At 69.5% G+C, this 20,062-nt stretch carries 15 protein-coding genes and 1 pseudogene; 10 read left to right on the plus strand and 6 right to left on the minus strand.

What is annotated here, in order from left to right; translation table 11 throughout:
• The first annotated feature begins 253 nt into the window (after positions 1-253).
• The 3 genes from ACGFJ2_RS08400 to ACGFJ2_RS08410 are packed head-to-tail and all read left to right on the plus strand — an operon-like array spanning position 254 to position 2,650.
• The gene (locus ACGFJ2_RS08400; RefSeq protein ID WP_357942124.1) at positions 254-1,252 is read left to right on the plus strand and encodes a winged helix-turn-helix domain-containing protein; all 999 of its coding nucleotides are present in this window, start codon (positions 254-256) and stop codon (positions 1,250-1,252) included.
• A gap of 22 nt (positions 1,253-1,274) precedes the next feature.
• Positions 1,275-1,565 (plus strand): hypothetical protein, encoded by a 291-nt coding sequence (locus ACGFJ2_RS08405; protein WP_357942126.1) that lies wholly within the window; start codon positions 1,275-1,277, stop codon positions 1,563-1,565.
• Positions 1,562-2,650, plus strand: coding sequence for a transglycosylase SLT domain-containing protein (locus ACGFJ2_RS08410; protein ID WP_393466083.1), 1,089 nt, complete (start codon positions 1,562-1,564; stop codon positions 2,648-2,650). The genes ACGFJ2_RS08405 and ACGFJ2_RS08410 overlap by 4 nt, the downstream gene beginning before the upstream one ends.
• A gap of 45 nt (positions 2,651-2,695) precedes the next feature.
• Here the strand turns inward: ACGFJ2_RS08410 and eccB are convergent, their stop codons facing one another.
• Positions 2,696-4,093 carry a type VII secretion protein EccB gene (gene eccB / locus ACGFJ2_RS08415; protein ID WP_393466086.1) on the minus strand — a complete coding sequence of 466 codons (1,398 nt, stop codon included), beginning with the start codon at positions 4,091-4,093 and terminating at the stop codon, positions 2,696-2,698.
• A gap of 503 nt (positions 4,094-4,596) precedes the next feature.
• On the opposite strand from eccB, the gene ACGFJ2_RS08420 reads away from it, so the two are divergent.
• Entirely contained in the window at positions 4,597-4,887 is a 291-nt protein-coding gene (locus tag ACGFJ2_RS08420) for a hypothetical protein (protein WP_393466089.1), read from the plus strand.
• 7 nt (positions 4,888-4,894) lie between these two features.
• Here the strand turns inward: ACGFJ2_RS08420 and ACGFJ2_RS08425 are convergent, their stop codons facing one another.
• Together ACGFJ2_RS08425 and ACGFJ2_RS08430 are read right to left on the minus strand one after the other, a co-directional pair.
• The gene (locus tag ACGFJ2_RS08425; protein WP_357942134.1) at positions 4,895-5,767 is read right to left on the minus strand and encodes an NmrA/HSCARG family protein; all 873 of its coding nucleotides are present in this window, start codon (positions 5,765-5,767) and stop codon (positions 4,895-4,897) included.
• Between the two features lie 550 nt (positions 5,768-6,317).
• Positions 6,318-6,770 carry an ATP-binding protein gene (locus ACGFJ2_RS08430; RefSeq protein WP_393466092.1) on the minus strand — a complete coding sequence of 151 codons (453 nt, stop codon included), beginning with the start codon at positions 6,768-6,770 and terminating at the stop codon, positions 6,318-6,320.
• Between the two features lie 198 nt (positions 6,771-6,968).
• Between ACGFJ2_RS08430 and ACGFJ2_RS08435 the strand changes: the two genes are divergently transcribed.
• The 3 genes from ACGFJ2_RS08435 (at position 6,969) to pta (ending at position 10,287) form a co-directional block, all read left to right on the plus strand.
• Positions 6,969-7,808: a helix-turn-helix transcriptional regulator gene (locus tag ACGFJ2_RS08435; RefSeq protein WP_357942138.1), complete on the plus strand. Its 840-nt coding sequence runs from the start codon at positions 6,969-6,971 to the stop codon at positions 7,806-7,808.
• Positions 7,793-8,008 (plus strand): DUF397 domain-containing protein, encoded by a 216-nt coding sequence (locus tag ACGFJ2_RS08440; protein WP_357942140.1) that lies wholly within the window; start codon positions 7,793-7,795, stop codon positions 8,006-8,008. The genes ACGFJ2_RS08435 and ACGFJ2_RS08440 overlap by 16 nt, the downstream gene beginning before the upstream one ends.
• Before the next feature lie 176 nt (positions 8,009-8,184).
• Positions 8,185-10,287, plus strand: coding sequence for a phosphate acetyltransferase (gene pta / locus ACGFJ2_RS08445; RefSeq protein WP_393466097.1), 2,103 nt, complete (start codon positions 8,185-8,187; stop codon positions 10,285-10,287).
• On the opposite strand, the gene ACGFJ2_RS08450 is transcribed toward pta, so the two are convergent.
• A complete protein-coding gene (locus tag ACGFJ2_RS08450; protein ID WP_393466100.1) occupies positions 10,249-12,078 on the minus strand; it encodes an ABC transporter ATP-binding protein in 1,830 nt (609 codons plus the stop codon). The two genes, pta and ACGFJ2_RS08450, sit on opposite strands and share 39 nt — an antisense overlap.
• A gap of 93 nt (positions 12,079-12,171) precedes the next feature.
• The gene (gene eccD / locus ACGFJ2_RS08455; RefSeq protein ID WP_358177420.1) at positions 12,172-13,563 is read right to left on the minus strand and encodes a type VII secretion integral membrane protein EccD; all 1,392 of its coding nucleotides are present in this window, start codon (positions 13,561-13,563) and stop codon (positions 12,172-12,174) included.
• Positions 13,564-13,693: 130 nt separating this feature from the next.
• On the opposite strand from eccD, the gene eccCa reads away from it, so the two are divergent.
• On the plus strand, positions 13,694-17,692 hold the full coding sequence (eccCa, locus tag ACGFJ2_RS08460; RefSeq protein WP_393466103.1) for a type VII secretion protein EccCa: 3,999 nt from the start codon (positions 13,694-13,696) through the stop codon (positions 17,690-17,692).
• A gap of 14 nt (positions 17,693-17,706) precedes the next feature.
• On the opposite strand, the pseudogene ACGFJ2_RS08465 reads toward eccCa, so the two are convergent.
• Positions 17,707-17,853, minus strand: a pseudogene (locus ACGFJ2_RS08465) (zinc-binding dehydrogenase); the annotation flags it as partial.
• Between the two features lie 279 nt (positions 17,854-18,132).
• Between ACGFJ2_RS08465 and ACGFJ2_RS08470 the strand changes: the two are divergent.
• Both ACGFJ2_RS08470 and ACGFJ2_RS08475 read left to right on the plus strand, forming a co-directional pair.
• Entirely contained in the window at positions 18,133-18,702 is a 570-nt protein-coding gene (locus tag ACGFJ2_RS08470; RefSeq protein WP_357942152.1) for a TetR/AcrR family transcriptional regulator, read from the plus strand.
• Between the two features lie 97 nt (positions 18,703-18,799).
• Positions 18,800-19,615, plus strand: a complete 816-nt coding sequence (locus ACGFJ2_RS08475) for an oxidoreductase (protein ID WP_393466106.1) — start codon at positions 18,800-18,802, stop codon at positions 19,613-19,615.
• The last annotated feature ends 447 nt before the right edge of the window (positions 19,616-20,062 follow it).

Consider the following 20,062-nt stretch of genomic DNA (forward strand, 5'->3'; position numbering starts at 1 on the left):
TAAGTCAGATGTGAGCGTTGAGGCTTACGTTCCTTATGCACCAAGCACAGGCGGAACATCCTGAACGGAGCGCATCCAATGCGACTGAGGGCCAAGAGCGTCCGCATCACCTGAGCATGAGGGTGACCACATAGCCGGTGGGGGCCGGAAGGTGCAGGTCCGGCCCCCACCTCATGCGACCTGTGCCAACGGATCTTTCCAGCTTATTTGAAGCATCCATCCAGAGATGTCAGCTTTGCCTACAGTACGACCCGTGGGGGCTCCGGTAATCAGAACGAACGTGTGGAGCGAGCTACGAGTGACCTCCGCTCCTCAGCTGTCCGTGTCGATCTCTCCGAACCTGACCGCTCTCGCCATGATCGCCGACGCGCTGGCCGGCCGCCGGCGTGGCCTGCCCGAGCTGTGGCGGCGCGCGGTCCAGTCGAGGGTGAGCCCGCTGGGACGCGAGGCGGTCCTTCCGCTCGCCGCTCCCGGCTACTCCGTCGTGCCCGACAGCGTCGCGCCGATCACCCCCATGGACGACATGTCCGTGTCGGCCCAGGTGAGCGCGCTGAGCGACATACCGCCCGAATCCCTGATCAAGGACCTGGAGCAGGCGTTCGGCGACGGATCGCTGCCGACGCACTGGAGGGCCGCCGCCGAGCGGCCCGGCCGCTGGCTGCGCGGGTACGCCACCGCGCTCAACGACGTCTGGCACACCACCGAGCCGCTCTGGCAGCGGGCGCGGCCCCTGCTCGACCGGGAGATCGAGCGCGTCGGCATCACCTCCGTCCGCGGCGGCCCCGAGCTGCTGCTGGGCTCACTGAACGACCGCATCCGATACGGCGAGCGCGGCCTGCTGATCGCCGACATCGAGGCCAGCACGTACGAGCTGGGCAACCGGCGGATCATCCTGGTGCCGATGCTGGCGGGCAAGGACGCCGTGATCGTCAGCCTGGACCATCCCGACGCGGTGTGGATCGCCTACCCCGTCCCCGGTGCCGAGTCGCTGTGGCGCCGGCCCGTCGCGCCCGCCGTGGACGAGCTGTCCGCCCTGGTCGGCCCGGTGCGCGCCGAACTGCTCTGCCAGCTGGACCAGCCCATGACGATGAGCATGCTGGCCGCCAACGTCAAGATCGCGCCCAGCGGGATCACCTATCACTGCGACCGGCTGCACGCCGCGCGGCTGATCAGCAGGGAGCGGCGGGGACGCGAGGTCTGGATCGCCCGCACCGACCGGGCGGAGGAACTGCTGTCGCTCTTCCGCCGCTGAGTGCTGACCGAGGAGATCTACTGTGGTCCTGAAATATCACCGTGAAGCGCTCGACGGGTGCGGAACGGCGGCGAAGAACGCCTCCGGTGCCTACGCCGAGGTCGCCGCGTCCGTGTCCGGCGCGGCGATCGACCAGGCCGCCTTCGGCCGGCTCGACAACTCCGGGGCGCTGGCCGCGGCGGTGAGCGAACTGAACGCGGCCGCCGGGACCACCGCGCGGACGCTCGGCGGGCATCTCCAAGCGGTGGAACAGGCGCTGGACGCCGTGGAGCGGACGTTCACGGACGCCGACGGGGCCGCGGTGCGCCGGTGAGCGCCATCGACGACGTGCGGGGCGTCCCCGGCGGCGCCGAACTGGCCACGCTGGCCGCGACGTTGGTGGGCGACCCCGGCGCTGTGGGCCGCGTCGTCGGTGTGTGGCGGGCGACGGCCGACACCGGCCGGGGCCAGACCGCCGCGGTCAGGTCGGCCGTCGGCGATCTGGACGCCGCCTGGCAGGGGGCGAGCGCCGACGCGTTCGTCACGTACATGGACCGGGCCGGAAAGATCGGCGACACGCTGCACAGCGTGCTGTCGCAATGCGCCACGCACCTGGCCACGGCCGCCGAGGCCCTGCGGACGGCCGAGTCCCAGGCGAACGGGATCTGCCAGAACTACGCCGCCGCCGTACGCGACTTCCAGGCCAGGAACCCGCAGGCCACGCAGGACCAGATCCTGGAGGGCGTGCAGGGGCTGGCCGGTGACGCCCGCAAGCAGCTGGAGGAGCAGCGGACGACCGCGAACAACGCGCTGGGCACGGCCGCGGCCGGTATCCGGGGCCTGCTGGGCGGGCTGGGCAAATCCACCGAGAACTGGCCGGAGCCGGACACAGAGCCCTTCGCCCCAGGCGCGGGGAAGCCCTTGGACTGGACCCCGTCGCGACAGCAAACCGGGAGCGGCACTTCCCTCGCCCAGGCCAGTGGAAAGGGAGGCAGCCTGCCCGGTTTCGGGGGATACGGGCCGAGCGGTCCGCCCCCGGCGGGCGGCGGACCAGCCCCGCAGGGACAGGTGGCCGACTGGATCACACAGGCCGTCAACGTCCTCAAGGCGCAGGGCTACCCGGTCGAGAAGATGAACGCCAACGACATCTGGACCATCATCCGGCACGAGTCGGGCGGCAACCCCAACGCGATCAACAACTGGGACTCCAACGCCGCCAAGGGCACGCCGTCCAAGGGGCTCATGCAGACGATCGACCCCACGTTCAACCGGTGGAAGCTGCCGGGGCACGAGAACATCTACAACCCGGTCGACAACATCATCGCCGGCGTCCGCTACGCCATCGAACGCTACGGCTCGGTCTCCAACGTGCCCGGCGTCGTCGGCACGAAGACCGGCGGCGGCTACCGGGGTTACTGACTCGTTGCCGCTGAGCCGATTTGTTGTCACTGAGCCGATTCGTGGTCACTGAGCCGGCGAGGCGGTGGCCACCGGCTTGGCGGCGCGTGCGGGATCCAGCACCGGCCCTTCGGGAATGAGCTGCAGCACGTTGGCGGGCACCGGGGTGGCGCGCTTGGCGTCGTACCCCAGCTTGCCCAGCACATCCGCGTTCGGCACGGCGTAGCGCCGCCCCTCGTCCGTCACCAGGTAGTACGACTGCACCGCGTCGAGCTGGCCGTCACCGGGCAGGACCCCGGCGACGATCGCCCGGCCGGGCGGCAGACGTACCAGATCCGTGGCGTCACCGCGTGGCGCGGGCAGCGTGCCGCCCGACATGAGCCGGGCGCGGGCCGAGCCCTTGTCGGCGTCGGCGTAGACCGCGCAGAGCGGGCTCGCCGGGTCATAGGCCGTCATCTTCGGCATCGACGCGGGCAAGCCGTCGGCGGGGAGCTTGGTGCGGGAGCGCGGGGCGGCGTTGGCCGTCGCCGCGTCGATCTTGACTTCGGCGGTGGTGCCGCCGCTGTACGCCGCCGGGTCGCTCAGCAGGAGCGTCGCCTGCGTGCGCGTGACGGGCGCCAAGCCGTCGGCCAGCTGCACATACCAGCGCGGCTCGCCTCCGGCGACGGCCGTGGCCCGGAAGACCTGCCCCACGGCGGCCTTCTCACCACCGGGCCCGCTCACCGGCCGGCCCCGCCCCTCGATCGCGGGCGCGGCCAGATCGGGCCCTTCGGGCAGCGCGTTCAGCCAGGCCACGGGCACGGCCGCCGGGTCGGTGCCGCTCAGACCGCGCGCGATCCCGGCGGGTACGCGCATCCGCGCGCCGCGCCAGATCGCCCAGGTCTGCCCGCCGACGTCCACGAGCATCGCGCTGTCCTCGGCGAGCGGCCGATCGCCCGCCTGCCGCCCGGCGATCAACGTCACGTACGGCTTGCGCCCCGTGTCGCTCTCGCGCTCCTGTACGCAGACCGACCAGGGACCACTCGCGAGCCGATCGGCGGCCGGCAGCGAGTCGGGCGCCCCGGGGATGCCGACCGGCGTGCCGCGCTCGTACGAGCTCAGCGCGTCCCTGGCGACCACCCGCTCGGTGATCTGCGGCGAGTCGAGCACGAGCCGGGCTGAGGCGTAGTTGGCGACCGGGATCAGCCTGCGCTGGGGCTGGCTGTAGACGTAGCGGGCCCCGGTCTCGCGCTCGATGATCAGCGTCCCCGGGTCTCGCAGCGCCTTCGTACCGCTGGGCCGGAGCAGGCCGACGACCGCGAACCCGACACCCAGCAGCACGGCGACCATGGCGCCGGCCAGGAAGCCGATGTTCTGGCGGCGCAGCGGCCACTCGGGCTGGTTCGGCTGGGCCCGCATCAGCGCCAGGCCGATCCGCTGGACCGTGAGCCGGTACGCCTGGTAGAGGTCGCGCTGGCTGTGCACGCCCACCTCCCCGGAATTCGCCCGGCCTAATTTATCCAGATAAGAACGGCAAAGGCGTGACACTTCAACAGTTCTGTAATGGACACACTCGCCGCGCACCCTCGGCTGCCGGCGTCCGCCACCAGGCGTTTGCACCCGCGACTCCGGCTCGGCGCCAATCCTGCCGGTCTTGAGCCGGGGACGTCGTGTGTCGGCGCGCGCCTGGGCTGCGTATGGTCGTGCGCCCCTGGCCGAGCATCCGCACCGGCGGGCACCCCTGACAGCAGCACCCGCACTGGCGAGCACCCCTGACAGCAGCACCCGCACCGGCCAGTGGAATCGGCACCTCCGACATGATTGTCGGAGCGCCACCCGCCCGATACCAAACCGAAGATCGACGGCGGAGGCGGTTCTTACGCGATCGATGGGCGATCACGCGGTATTGTCTGTCGATCGTCGGCCAATGGCCGCTTTATCGGACGCATGGTATTTGATGGCAAGACATCGAAATGAGGCGGGTTGGAGTGTCTTCAGAGGCTGAGGAGCGGATCGCCGCAGCGCTGGATAGCGGCGCTACTGAATTGGACCTTGCTGACTTCGGTCTTGATACTCTTCCTGAGGCGCTGGGCGACCTCACCGGTCTTACCAAGCTCAACCTGAAGGGTAATCGGCTCACTGAATTACCCAGGTGGTTGGGCAGCAAACGTTGGCGACCGGCCGACAGCCCGGCCCGACTGCGCGCCACCTACAACCGCTGCTTCGCCGCCAGCTCACCCATCCGAAGCTGGACCAGTTACCCGGCCAAGGCTGCGTGACGGGCCGCTAGCCCGCGAGGATTCTGTCCCAGTCCACCGTCTTGGCCCACTCGGCGTAGCTGTGCCAGCGCACGGCGGGGTACCTGGCATGCAGGGTCTCGATGTCAAGGAAATCGGTGTTGTTCTCGAAGTTCTCGAACATCGTGGCCACCTCCTCGCCGGCCCACTGCCGCACCATGTCCAGCGGCATCTGCTGGTAGGGGATCTCCCGGCCGAGCACCTCGCTCAGAATCCGGGCCGCCTCCTGCCCGGTGACGCGATCGGAGGCGATGTCGATCCGCTGGCCGATGAGCTCGTCGGGGTTCTCGACGGCATGTACGGCCATGCCGGCGATGTCCAGGACGCTCACCTGGTCGAGCGGCTTGCCCGGAGTCAGCGGGTTGGCGAGCAAGCCGTCCCCGAGCTGACTGAAGCCGAGGTTGAGCACGTTCTCCATGAAATACACCGGGCCGAGCACCGTCGCGCGCACCGGCCGCTCGCGCAAATACGCCTCGATGAGCTGCTTGCTGTCGGCGTGGTCGACGTTGGTGGCCACCAGCCGGTCGCCGCCCCGCACAGAGGAGTACACCAGGTGGATGTCGAGGCGAGCGGCGGTGTCGACGAGCTGGCGTCCCTGCGCGACCTCCTCGTCCTTGCCACCCTCCCCGAACGGCACCGACAGGCCAAAAACCGCGTCGGCGCCTGTGCAGGCCCGCTGGAGCGCGTCGGGATCGGCGAGGTCGCCGGTGGCAAGCCGTGCTCCCTGGGTTAACAGCGTCTTGGCGGCCGGCGACTCGGGCGAGCGCACGTACGCCACCACCTCGTGGCCGCGCTCCAAGAGCAGGTCGGCGACTGCGCCGCCCTGCTTGCCGGTGGCGCCGGTAACGACGACTTTGGTCATGAAACATCTCCATGGTTGGGCTGAGATTCGATCCAGGACATGCGGGCGCGTTTTGACCGGCCCATCCGGCCGCGCCGCCCGCATCAGCGATTCTGGGACCTCAACCACAATTGAGGTCAAGCGCCGGACAGTCTGACGCTGCCTTGAGCATCACCCGTCGGGCTGGCCACCCGCTGGTTCTTGGCGATGAAGTGCGGGTCGTTGGACGCCTTCCAGATCGTGGTGGGCTGTCAGCTCATTACGCTCGCGTGCAGGATGCTTCGCAGGCCCTCTCGACTGATCGCCGCCACCACACCCCGGGGAGATGAGGTGTTCGGCCAGGGTGCGCAGGCTCCAGGTGGAATGACCGGCTATATCCCACTCGGCGGGAACCGTCCGGGCGATCAGGCAGATGTGCCCACGCACCCGTCAATTACCGGGTCAACGTTCCGGGACGGGCCACTAGTACCGCCGCACTCAGTCGCGGCCGGGCGGTGCTGGACCCGGGGTGCCTGGGGAGGCGTGCTCCCCACGGCAGGCAGAGGCACCGTCCTGCCGACCGTGGGGATGTCTAGTGGCGGGACACCAGAGCCCAAACGACCCGCTCGTTGCGGGTGTTGTAGTAATGACCCCACGAGCCGTCGGTGATCTCGTGCACTACGTGCAGCCCACGGCCGGACTCGATCGCCGTGTACTCATCGTCGGGGCCGGGGTCGTTCACGGGCTGTCGAAGCTGAGGGAAGGTACTGGCGTGTCCAGGATCAACCACGACCAGCCGGATGAAGCCTTTCTCCGCCTCTAGCCTCATGCGCACCCACCGCGCCGCCGGCATGGTCCCGAGGCCGTACCTGATGGCGTTGGTGACCAACTCCGTGGCGAGCGTCTGAAGGTCATAGGCCCGGGGGTGGTCCGCTCCCACCCACAACGCGATGGTGTCGCGCGCTCTGGCGGGGATCACGCGGGGATCCAGATCCTTCATCTCGAAGGTGTGGCATTGGGCGGGGGAGTGGAGCGCCGCATTCATGATTATTCACCGACTTTGTCCGTGTCGTGCTCGCCTCTGGATTTATTCAGGCTGTGTCACCACGGGTGGAGGGTGTGGTGAACCGCTAGCCAGAATGGCATTGGGGCGATATTTTTCTCAGTGGTCGGCAAAGTCTGTAGCGACACAGTTTCCGGGCTGCGGAGTTTCGCCGCAGTGGCACGTAAGGAGGGGTGTGGCTTGGGAATCGAGGTAAAACTAGACCCCGAAACAAGCCCAGACGCGCGATATGGTTATGAATTGCGTAAACGGCGTAAAGAGGCGGGATTGACGTTGGCTCAGCTGGGGGCCCGGGTCGCCCTCACGGGTCAGCAGATCGGCAACATCGAGCGGGCCGACCGCCGGATGGATGAGAACAGGGCGCGCCGGTGCGAGGAGGCCATGGGACTCCCGCCAGGTGATCTCGTGCAGCACCTTCCCCGTAGGTCTCGCAGCAACGTGACCTTTCGCAACTTCCTGCCGTGGCTGGACAGGGAGAAGCGGGCCACGGAGCTGTGCGCCTATGAAGGGTTGATCATTCCGGGACTGCTCCAAACTCGGGAGTACGCGGAAGCTGTCTGTCAAGGCAGACCCGGTACAACCCCTGAGCAGGTGAAAGAAGCCGTGGAGGCGCGGATGCAGCGACAAGCCATTTTGCGCCGGGAGAACCCTCCGTTCCTATATGCCGTTCTCGACCAGTGCGCACTGCTACGCCCCGTAGGAAGCGAGGAAATCACCCGGGATCAGCTTCAACATCTCCTCATGATGGGTAGAAGTCCGAACATAGTGATTCAGATCGTCCCCCTACGCGCTATGTCTACGCGTGGCCTGGTGGCAGGGTTCGTGATCGCTCGGACCGCTGGAGATGGCGACGAAGCCGTCTTCATCGACACCCCTGACGGGGGCCGCATGGTGGACCGGCTCGAGTCTGTGGAGATGCTGAAGGCTTGGTTTCAGACGATCAGGGCGGATGCGCTGTCCCGGGCAGACTCGATGGCGCTGATCGAAGAGAGGCTGACACAAGAATGGATCTGGCACTGAGCGAAGAACTCAGGAACGCGGCGTGGCGAAAGAGCCCCCTCTCGGACGCTCAGGGGAACTGCGTACAGGTAGCTCCCCTGTCGGCCGGACGCGTCGCGGTGAGAGACAGCAAGGACCCCGATGGGCCTGCTCTGGTGTTCACCGATCCAGAGTGGAAGGCGTTCGCCGGTGGGGTGAAAGAGGGAGTATTCGACTTCTAGACACCGGTGGAGGGGGTCTGGCCTTTGGTCAGGCTCCCTGCTACGCATGGCCGGTTCCTGCTCTTCCAGGTCGTTGACCCGCTGGCTCCGGCCATCGCGGCGGTGCCGGAAAGCATGCGGCCGTTGCCGACAGCCCGCTGCCGAGGTCGAGAAGAAGCCAACAGACAATGGTGCACATGACACGTGCGGTGTACGTCGCGGCGGGCGAGGCGGGAAGCAACAAGGGCGTGGTCGCCCTGGGCATGGTGGCGCTGCTGTCCCGGCAGGTGGGGACCGTGGGTGTGTTCCGTCCGGTGGTGCGGGCAGGCCGTGAGGACAACCTGATCAACACCATCCGGAGCAGGTTCCAGCTCAGCCTGCCCTACGAGACGTACGCCGGCGTCACCTACGACGAGGTGCACGCCGACGCCGAGCGTGCGGCCGGTGACATCGTGGCTCGTTACCGTGCGCTCGCGGGGCGATGCGACGCGGTGGTCGTGGTCGGGACCGATTACACCGATGTGGGCGCGCCGACCGAGTTCGAGTTCAACGCCAGGCTCGCCGCAGACCTGGGAACGCCCGTGCTGAACGTGGTGAGCGGGAGAACCAGGACGGTCTCGGAGATCAGCGCCGCGATCGAGCTGTCGTCCCGGCAACTGGCGCAGCACCACGCCCAGGAACTGGCGGTCGTGGTCACCCGGGCGGCTGCCGAGCGCATCGCGATCGATCACCCTACGCCGGTGTTCGTACTGCCCGAGACCCCCTCCCTGCGCGCGCCCACGGTCGCCGACCTGCTGGATGCCTGCGACGGCAGGTTTTTCCTCGGCGAGCGCGACGGGCTGGGCCGGGAGACGAGCGCGCTGATGGTGGGCGCGATGTCACTGCCCGGCATCCTGGACCGCTACACCGAGGGCGCCGCGGTGATCATCCCGTCCGATCGGGCCGCCGCGCTACTCCCAGGGCTGATCGCGGCGCACGCGGCGCCGGGCTTCCCCGCCCTGTCGGCGGTGATCATGACGGGTGGTACGGACCTGCCCGCCCCGGTGGACCGGCTGCTACGGAGCATGACCATTCCCCTGCCGGTCATCGCCACCGACCATGACACCTTCGACACCGCGACCCGCCTGTCGGCCGTGGAGGGCCAGTTCACACCAGAAGCCGGCGGGAAGATCGACACAGCGCTGCGCCTGTTCGCCGAACACGTCGACGGCCGACTGCTGCTCGATCGGCTGGCCATCGCCAAGACCGACGTCGTCACGCCGCTGATGTTCGAGTACGAGCTGCTGGATCGAGCACGTACCCGGCGTCGGCACATCGTGCTGCCAGAGGGCGAGGAGCCGCGCATCCTGCGCGCGGCCGACGTCCTGCTGCGCCGTGGCGTGGCCGAGCTCACTCTGCTCGGCGACGAGGAGCGGATCAGGGTACAGGCCGCCCAGCTCGGCCTGGATCTGGACGAGGCCAGGGTGCTCAGCCCGTTCGACGCGCGGCTGCGCGAGCGGTTCGCCCGCGAGTACGCGAGAGTCCGGGCGCACCGGGGAATGACCACCGAGCTGGCCCGCGACACGGTCACCGACGTGTCCTACTTCGGCACGCTGATGGTCCACACCGGCATGGCCGACGGCATGGTCTCGGGCGCGGCGCACACCACCGCGCACACCATCAGGCCGGCGTTCGAGATCCTGCGCCTGGGGCTGGTCTCCAGCGTGTTCTTCATGTGCCTGGCCGATCGGGTGCTGGTCTACGGCGACTGCGCGGTCAACCCCGATCCGAGTGCCGAGCAGCTTGCCGACATCGCGATCTCCTCGGCTCGCACCGCCGCCCTGTTCGGCGTCGACCCTAAGATCGCCATGCTGTCGTACTCGACGGGTGCCTCGGGTGCCGGCGCCGACGTCGACAAGGTCCGCGCCGCCACCGAGCTGGTCCGCGAGCGCCGTCCCGACGTGATGGTGGAGGGGCCGATCCAGTACGACGCCGCGGTCGACCCCTCGGTGGCGCGGACCAAGATGCCCGACAGCCAGGTGGCCGGCCACGCCACCGTCTTCGTGGTGCCCGACCTCAACACCGGCAACAACCTTTACAAGGCCGTCCAGCGCAGCGCCGGCGCCGTCGCGGTGGGACCGGTGCTGCAAGGACTGCGCAAGCCCGTCAACGACCTGTCTCGCGGTGCCACCGTCGCCGACATCGTCACCACCGTGGCCATCACCGCCGCCCAGGTACGCGACGACGCGTCAACCGCCGACCGCGAGGACGCGGACGCCCCTTCATCGGTGGAGCGCGTCCGGAGTGTCGTCCTCCATTAGGAAGCCGCCGGACTGGTGACGCCAGAGCCGGGCGTAGGAGCCGTCGGACTCAAGCAGCTCGCCGTGGGTGCCCTGCTCCACGATCTCGCCCTGGTTCAGCACGACGAGCCGGTCCATGCGGACGACGGTGCTCAGGCGGTGCGCGACCACGAGCGCGGTGCGCTCCTGCATCAGTTCCCACAGCGCTTCCTGGACGAGGATCTCGCTTTCGGAGTCGAGGGCGCTGGTCGCCTCGTCCAACAGCAGGATGGGAGCGTCGCGCAGAATGGCTCGGGCGAGGGCGACCCGTTGTCGCTGGCCGCCGGACAGCTTGACGCCACGCTCGCCGACCAGGGTGTCGAATCCCTTCGGCAGCGACTCGACGAACTCCGTGACGTGCGCCGCCCGCGCCGCCCGCATGATCTCCGCGTCGGTGGCGCCCGGCCGGGCGAAGGCGATGTTGTCGCGCACCGACCGGTGGAACATGGCCGGCTCCTGGGGTACGTACGCGATGAGGCTGCGCAGATCGGCCTGCCGCAGGCGGGCGATGTCCTGGCCCCCGATCAGGATCCGGCCACCGTCGACGTCCATGAGGCGCAGCAACAGCCGGGTGAGCGTGGTCTTGCCGCCGCCGGACTGGCCGACCAGTCCGATCTTGGTGCCACTGGGGATGTCCAGGTCCAGACGCTCGAACAGGGACGAGCCGCCGGCGTGCGCGAACGTCACCCGGTCGAAGCGGATGCTCGCGTCCGCCCGGCGCAGCGGCTGCGGGTCGGCCGGATCGACCACACTCGGTGGTACGAGCAGCAGCTCGGTGAACTGGGCGGCTTCGGTGAGCACGCTCTCGATGCGCCGGTATACCTGGTTGAACTCGAACATGACGCTGATCGTGTTGGAGTAATAGGTGAACGTCACCACGACGGCCTCCACGCCCAGACCGCCCCGGAGCGCGACGGCGAGCAACAGGCCGAGGGCGCTGGTGAGGATCGAGATGGGGGCGACCACGGTGTCCACGCGCAGGTTGCCGTAGTCCCAGGAGCGCAGCGACAGTTTCCGCAGCTCGGCGACCCTGACGCGATGCTCGGCAGCCTCGCGGTCCTCGGCGGCGAACGCGCGTACGGTGTCCATGTTCGACAGGACGTCGGCGACGTGGCCCGAGACCCGCACCTTGGCGGCCTCACGCTGGTCGACCAGCGCCTGGCGGCGGCGGATGAGCGGCGCGACGAGGCAGCCCGTGACGACGATGAGGCCCACCAGAACGAAGACCAGCAGCGGGTGATACGTCCACAGCACCACCGAGGCGAAGGCGATCGGCACCACCTTGGCCATGATGGAGAAGGTCAGCGTGTCGACGAAGTCCTCGAACCGGGAGGAGAACCCCAGCACCCGTTTGGTCAGCGACCCGGCGAAGTTGTTGTGGAAGAACGCGGTGTCCTTGGTCAGCAACTCGTCCATGCCCATCACGCCGAGGCGCTCGATGCCGCGGGCGTCCGTACGGTTCAGGAAATGCAGCCCGATCCGCCACAGCACCTCACCGGCCAGCAGCAACCCGGCGAAGCCGAGCACGTACGGCAGGAGCGCGCCGACGGAGCCGTCGCCGCCCGCGGACAGTCGCCCCACAATGCCGGCCACCGCCAGCGGCGCCAGGTAGAACAGGCAGATGTTCCCGAGCGCGGGCGTCATCAGCGCGGGCACCGCGACGCGCCACTGGCGCACCAGCTCACCGGAGTAGTGACGCAGCGCGAGCAGGACCGCCGACTTTCGTACGGATGAAACGCCTTCGGAGCCCTGAAGCGATCCGAGCACAGCCATCCGCCCCTCCCGAACCCCGACAACCGGCCGTGACCATGCTGCCGCAGGGCGTACGCGGAGGCGACTGATTTTCCGGCCGTTAGGCCCTGGGCCTCAGCTGACCAGCCCGCGGATCGTCTCGTACACATCCAGTACGGCCAGCGCCAGCGGCAGCAGGGCGATCATCAGCACGATGTCGAGGATGTCGGCCAGCCGCCCCCAGAACGGAGTGGGCCGCGAGGCCGAAAGCCAGAGCGCCACCCCGGCCACCAGCAGCGCCAGCAAAACCAGCCCGGGCACCACCCCGAACAGCACCACCTCGCGAGCCGACCCCACCGCCACGGCCAGGATCGGCAGGCCGGAGCCGAGCAGGGCCGAGGTCAGCAGCCACAGCCGCTGGGCCCGGCCTTCGAAGACGCGGGCGCGTAGCAGCAGGGCGGCCGAGAGCGACAGGCTCATCGCGACCGCCGGCCAGGTGCCCGCCACCGCCAGGAGGATCTGGGCGCCGAGCGTGAGGAGCGACACCCCGCCGAGCAGGCCCGTGCAGAAGGCGTCCGCGACGACCGTCCGGTCGATCACCATCCGGCCGTCCAGGTCGCCGCCCTCGCGGCGCAGTTCGTCGGCGGTCGTCGGCAGGGCGGGCAGCGGCAGCCCGGCCAGCCGGAACGACACCGACGGCACCACCGTCGTCATGCCCACGGCCAGGGTGGCCAGCAGCGCGGCCACCCCGGCCGCCGGCACGGCGAGGACCATGACCGCCAGCGCGCCGAGCAGGCCGCAGAACGCGGCGAACGCCACCCCGAGGAACGTCGGCAACCCTTGGGCGACGGCGAACCCGATGGCCGTGGCCAGCATCAACGTGACCCCGAACGCCGCCAGCAGGTGCGGCGCGCCCAGCCCGGTCAGGCCGGTCGGGGAATCGGGTCCGAACAGCCCCGCGACGAACCCGTACGGCAGGGCCGCGTACCCGATCGCCGCTCCCGCGCCCGCGTCACCCAGGGCCCGCGACAGCGCCGCCGCGGCCAGCAGCAGCACCAGCGCGATCCCCGCCGCGACCATGGCGGCGGGCGTCCACGGCGGGCCGGTCAGCAGCAGGGCGGCGGCGCCCGCGCCCAGCGCCACCGCGGCAGTCCGCAGCCCGTACGACCTGGTGACGGCGGGCTGCCACCGGCTGGTGCGTTCGAGCACGCCGGTCGCGACGGCGTCGGCCACGTCGTCGAAGACGGTCTCGGGCAGTTCGTGCCCCCGGGGCCGCAGGTGCAGCAGCTCCCCGTCGTGCACGGCCAGGTCCGACAGCGTGACGTTCACGTCGAACGGCTGCCCGCCCACGCGCTGGAGCACCCAGCCGCCGTGGGCCAGCCCGGCCTCCGCCAGCCCTTCGCCGGCGATGCGCAGCAGCGTCGGCAGCATGCTCGCCAGCGGCATGTCCGAGGGCAGGCCGAGATCGAGGGACCCCCGAGGGGTGACGATCGTGACCCGGCACAGGTCGGTTCCGGTGGCGCTCACTTGGAGGAGTGTATGGACTGGCTCCCCGCCGCGCCGCCGTAAATATGTCGAGAAAATTTGAAATGTCGCTGAATACGTGGTCTGACGGGCTTTTATGAGGGTTGTTTGGTGGCCGGTTCGGTGAGGTGCGGTGAGCGGCAACACATGGGTGGTGCGTCGGCCCGACCGGCGCAGGCCGCCGGAGCAGCCGAGCGGTGAGGTGCTGCTGGAGCCGCCACCCGAGATCCCCGAGACGGTCACGGGCGGTGGCCTGACCCAGATCCTGACGTACCTGCCGATGATCGCCGGGGCGGGCGCGATGGCGCTCATGTTCACCGGCGGCGGCACGGGAAACCCGATCATGATGGTCTCCAGCGGCCTGTTCGCCGTCTCGATGGTGGGCATGACGATGGGCCAGATGCTCAGGAACACCGGCGAGCGCAAGAACCGCATCAACGGCCAGCGCCGCGACTACTACCGCTACCTGGAGCAGGTGCGCAAGCGCGTACGCAAGGCCGCCGAGCAGCAGCGCAAGGCCATGACCTGGAACCATCCCGACCCCGTCACGCTGTGGTCGCTGGTCATGACCTCGCGGCTGTGGGAGCGGCGCCCCCGCGACGACGACTTCGGCCAGCTGCGGATCGCCACCTCCGCGCAGCGCCTCGCGCTGCCGCTCATCCCGCCCGAGAGCCGGCCGATCGAGGACCTCGACCCGATGTCCGCCGGGGCGCTGCGCCGCTTCGTCCGTACCCACGCCACGGTCCCCGGCCTGCCGGTCGCGCTGGCGCTGCACTCCTTCGCCCGCATCACGCTCGCGGGCGAGCCCGAGGCCGTCCGCGGCCTGGTCCGCGCCGCGCTGGCCCAGGCCGTGGCCCTGCACTCGCCCGAGGACCTGCGGGTCTCGGTGTGCACCGGGCCCGAGCACGCGGCCGAGTGGGAGTGGGTCAAGTGGCTGCCGCACGCCTTCCACCCCGAGGAGGAGGACGGGGCGGGCCCGGTCCGGCTGGTCACCAGGGACCTCGGGAAGCTCGACGACCTGCTCGGGTTCGAGCTGAAGGATCGGCCGAGGTTCAGCAGGGGCCTGTCGCAGGACGTACTGCCGTACCACGTGGTGATCCTGGACGGCGGCCGGGTGCCCGCTGGCAGCCAGCTCGGCACCGACGCCATCGAGGGCGTGACCGTGATCGACCTCAGCGGGTCGGCGGGACAGGCGCCCGCGCAGCTCTCGCTGAACCTGGACGTCACGGCCGACGAGGTGGTCCGGGTCGTCGAGGACGACATGGGCAAGCAGGTCAGAACCGCGCTCGGCCGGCCCGACGTGCTGGGCCTGCCCGCGTTCGCCGCGCTGGCCAGGCAGCTCGCGCCCATGCGGGCCGGCGCGGCCGGCGGGGCCGAGGAGGAGGGCGACGCGTTCGCCACCAACACCACGCTCACCGACCTGCTCCGCATCGGCGACGCCCGCCGGATCTCGGCCGCCGTGACCTGGCAGGCCCGGCCGGTCAGGAACCGGCTGCGGGTGCCGCTCGGCCTGGGTGCCGACGGCCGGCCCGTCGAGCTGGACATCAAGGAGGCCGCGCAGGGCGGCATGGGTCCGCACGGGCTCGTGGTCGGCGCGACCGGCTCCGGCAAGAGCGAGCTGCTGCGTACGCTGGTGCTCGCGCTGGCGATCACCCACTCCTCCGAGGTGCTGAACTTCGTCCTGGTCGACTTCAAGGGCGGCGCGACGTTCCTGGGCCTGGACACGCTGCCGCACGTCTCGGCCGTCATCACCAACCTGGAGGACGAGCTCCCGCTGGTCGACCGCATGCACGACGCGCTCCACGGCGAGCTGGTACGCCGCCAGGAACTGCTGCGCTCGGCCGGCAACTACGCCTCGGTACGCGACTACGAGCAGGCTCGCGAGCAGGGCGCCCGGCTGAGCCCGCTGCCGACGCTGTTCATCGTGCTGGACGAGTTCAGCGAACTGCTGTCGGCCAAGCCGGAGTTCATCGAGCTGTTCGTGATGATCGGGCGGCTCGGCCGCTCGCTCGGCGTGCACCTGCTGCTCGCGTCCCAGCGGCTGGAGTCGGGGCGGCTGCGCGGGCTGGACACGCACCTGTCGTACCGGATCGGGCTGCGGACGTTCTCGGCGGCCGAGAGCCGGGCGGTGCTGGGCGTCGCGGACGCGTACTCGCTGCCGCCCGAGCCGGGCAACGCGTACCTGATGTTCGAGACGACCGGGATGACCAGGTTCAAGGCCGCCTACGTGTCCGGCCCCTACCAGGTGGCGCAGCGGGAGAACCGCGCGGTCGCCGCCCGTCCCGGCCACCAGGGCAAGATCGTCTGGTACGGCACCGAGCGGGTGCCGCTGCCGCCGCCGCCCGCGGTCGAGCCCGAGCCCGTCGCCGAGGACCGGGAGCAGCAGGACAGCCTGCTCAATATCGTGGTCGACCGACTGACCGGGCAGGGACCTGCCGCCCACCGGATCTGGCTGCCCCCACTTAAGGAACCGGCCCCGCTCGACCGGCTGCTGCCGCCGCTCCAGGCGACCGCGTCGCACGGGCTCACCGCCGCCGGCACCGGCCAGAACCGCCCCGGCCGGCTGCACGCCGTGGTGGGCATCGTGGACAGCCCGTTCGACCAGCGGCGCGACCCGTACTGGCTGGACCTGTCGGGCGCGGCGGGCAACGCCGCGATCATCGGATCGCCGCAGACGGGCAAGAGCACCCTGCTCCGTACGCTGATCGCCGCGCTCTCGGTCACCCACACGCCCAAGGAGGTGCAGTTCTACTGCCTCGACTTCGGCGGCGGCACGCTGTCGGCGCTGGCCGGGCTGCCGCACGTCGGCGGCGTGGCGACCAGGCTGGACACCAACCGGGTCAGGCGGACGGTGGCGGAGATGACGGCCCTGCTGGCACGCAGGGAACGGCTGTTCGTGGAACGGGGCATCGACTCGATCGCCACCTACCGCCGGCTCGTGGCCGCAGGGGAGTACGAGGGCGACGGCTGGGGTGACGTCTTCCTCGTCGTGGACGGCTGGGCCACGATGCGTCAGGAGTTCGAGTCGCTGGAGGCGCCGCTGAGCGAGCTGGTCTCCCGGGGGCTCGGCTTCGGCATCCACGTCGTCGGCACGGCCAACAAGTGGTCGGAGTTCCGGTCCAACGTACGCGACATGTTCTCCACTAGGCTGGAGCTCAGGCTGGGCGACTCCTTCGAGTCGGAGATCGACCGGAAGGCCGCCGCCAACGTACCCGAGGGCGCGCCGGGCCGCGGCCTGACCCGCGAGGCGCTGCACTTCCTCGCCGCGCTGCCCCGCGTGGACGGCAAGGCCACCGTGGACGACCTGGCCGAAGGGGTCGCCGCGCTGGTGGCGGACGCGGCGAACGCCTGGCACGAGCCACCGGCGCCGCCCGTACGGCTGCTGCCCGACCTGTTCCCCGTGCACACGCTGCCCGGACCGGACGAGAGCGGCCCGCGCATCCCGATCGGCATCGACGAGGCCGCCCTGGCGCCCGTCTCGCTCGACTTCGACGCCGACGCCCACTTCGTCGTCTTCGGCGACACCGAGAGCGGCAAGACCAACCTGCTGCGCGTCGTCGCCGAGGGCATCGTCGACAGGTTCACGCCGCTGGAGGCGCGGATCGTCATCATCGACTACCGCCGCTCACTGCTCGACACGGCCGACAACGAGCACCGGATCGGGTACGCCGCCTCCAGCACCGCCGCGGCCACCGTGCTCAAGGGCATCCACGAGGTCATGCAGACCCGGCTGCCGCCGCCCGACCTCACCTCCGAGCAGCTGCGGACCAGGAGCTGGTGGACCGGCCAGGACCTGTACGTGATCGTGGACGACTACGACCTGGTGGCCACGTCCGCCAATCCGCTGGCCGTACTCGGGGACCTGCTGCCACAGGCCCGGGACATCGGGCTGCACCTCATTCTGGGGCGGGCCATGGGTGGGGCGGGGCGCAGCCTGCTCGACCCGGTCGTGCGGCGGTTGAAGGAGATGAACACCCCGGCCGTGCTGCTGTCGGGGCCTCGGGACGAGGGGGCGCTGTTCGGCAACGTGCGGCCACAGCAGCTTCCGCCGGGGCGGGGGTTCTATGTGGACCGGCGCTCGGGGGCGCGGCTCATCCAGACGGCGTATCTGACGCCCCCGGAAGCGGGCTAGAAGATCGTGGCTGCTCAGTGGCTGATGACGACCTTGCCGAAGTGGGCACCGCCGGCCAGGTAGGAGGCTGCGTCGAGGGCCTGATCGAAGGGGAAGACGCGGTCGATCACCGGCCGCAGCTTGTGCGCCGCGATGACCCTGTTCATGTCCTCCAGGTCGCTCCTGTGCCCTGGCCGCGGCCATGAGTGGCTCCGGCAGCCCGCTGAAGGCGATCCAGAAAGTGACGCTGCGCTGCAGGCGGCATCCGGTCAAATTGGGGCGGCGCACCCGACATGCCGGCGCCGAGACGAAGCCTGAGGAGAGCGCCGTCCCGGCATGGCGGAGCGCGACTCACCCAGGATCGGGGGCCACGGTGCGGAGTGGTCCCGGTGTGTCGCCTCATGGAACACGCTGGAAACCGATCGGTTTTCATTTCGTCGGAATCGAGTTAACCTCGCAGTATGACCACCGAAGTGAGGCTAAGTCCCCGAGAGCGGCTGCTGGAGGCGGCGGCCACGCTCACCTACCGAAACGGTGTCGGCATCGGCATCGAGGCGCTGTGCAAGGCGGCGGGGGTGTCGAAGCGCTCCATGTACCAGTTGTTCGAGAGTAAGGACGAACTGCTGGCAGCGAGCCTGGAGGAGCGCTCATCTGCCTTCGTGGCGACGCTGCTGCCCGCGGCGGGTGATGGCCGTTCGCCCCGTGAGCGGATCCTGCACGTCTTCGAGCAGGTGGAGTTGCAGGCGGGTGCGCCCGAGTTCCGGGGGTGTCAGTACCTGGCGGTGCAGATTGAGCTCAAGGATCAGAGCCACCCGGCGAGCCGGGTGGCGCACCGGGTCAAGGGGAACCTGATGGCCTTTTTCCGTGCCGAGGCCGAGCAGGGTGGGGCGCGCGATCCGGATCTGCTGGCCCGGCAGCTCAGTGTGGTCTTCGACGGCGCCAGTGCTCGTGCGGGGATCGGCGCCGACAACCTGACGGGGCTCATCGCGCCCACCGTGGTCACCCTGCTCGATGCGGCAGGCGTGCGCTGACACGTCGCCTGTTTCCTACCTGAGCTTGCGCGCGGAAACCGATCGGTTTACAGTGAGGGAAACCGATCGGTTTTCTTGCTGAGCTAGGGAGTCCAGAATGGCGACAAATCAGCCGGTCGCACTCGTGACGGGTGCGTCATCCGGCATCGGAAAAGCGGCTGCCCGCGCGCTGGTCGAAGCGGGTTTCCGCGTGGTCGGCACAAGCCGCGACACCTCACGCGTCGCCTCGCTCGACGGTGTGACCTTCCTCGACCTCGACGTGGCCAGTGACACATCGGCCACCGTCGCGGTCCAGCAGGTGATCGAGCGGTTCGGGCGGATTGACGTGCTGGTCAACAACGCTGGCATGGGCGCCATCGGTGCCGTTGAGGAAAGCTCCGTCGCGCAGGTCCAGGACCTGTTCAACGTCAACGTCTTCGGTGTGATGCGCATGACCAAGGCTGTCCTGCCCCATATGCGCGCTCAAGGACGCGGGCGCATCATCAACCTCTCCTCCGTGGTCGGCTTCCTCCCCTCGCCTTACATGGCCGCCTACGCCGCCTCCAAGCACGCGATCGAGGGCTACTCCGAGTCCCTGGACCACGAGGTCCGCGAGTACGGCGTCCGGGCGCTTCTGGTCGAACCCGCCTACACCAGCACCGGATTCGAGGCCAACAGTCCGCGGCCCGACACGCCCCTGCAGGTCTACGCGGACCAGCGGCGCGCCTTCGGCCGCATGATGGAGACAGCGATCAAGGACGGCGACGACCCCGCCATCGTCGCCAAGGTGATCGTCGAGGCAGCGACCGACCCGAAGCCGAAGCTGCGCTACACCGCCGGCTCCCTGGCAGGACGCGCCAGCACACTGCGCCGCATCGCTCCTGCCCGAGTCTTCGACAAGCAGATCCGCAAGCTCAACCAGCTGGCCGGCTGACGCCTGCCCGCCATAAGCTCCTGCAGGCAGGCAGGCAGGCAGGCAGGCAGGCAGTCGGCCCGGCTAGCCGAGCGTTGCCTGGGCCGTGCACCAGAACCTGCCCAGCCTCATCGCGGCCCGCGCGCTACCCCGAGGTCAAGGCCCCCATTCACCTCCTCTACGGGGACAAGGACTGGTCCCGGCGGTCGGACCGGGAAGCCAACAAGGAACTGCTGCATGCGGCCGATTTCACGCAGGTGCCGGGAGCCAGCCACTTCATCGCACTCGAGAAGCCGGAGGTCGTAGCCGACCTGCTGGCCTCGGTGGCTTGAGCTATCGGCCAGAGCAGCGCTGGGAAGGCGCTGGTGGAGGCCCCTGCGAGGGTGGAGTCGCCAAGGTCTGCGCGACCGCCCGCGACCCACGGGTCATCGGCGCAGCGTCGCCGGTGCCGTTGATCGCCAAGCTGAT

Origin of the sequence: Nonomuraea sp. NPDC049028 (genome assembly GCF_043197735.1) — a bacterium.
Taxonomy (GTDB): Bacteria; Actinomycetota; Actinomycetes; order Streptosporangiales; family Streptosporangiaceae; genus Nonomuraea.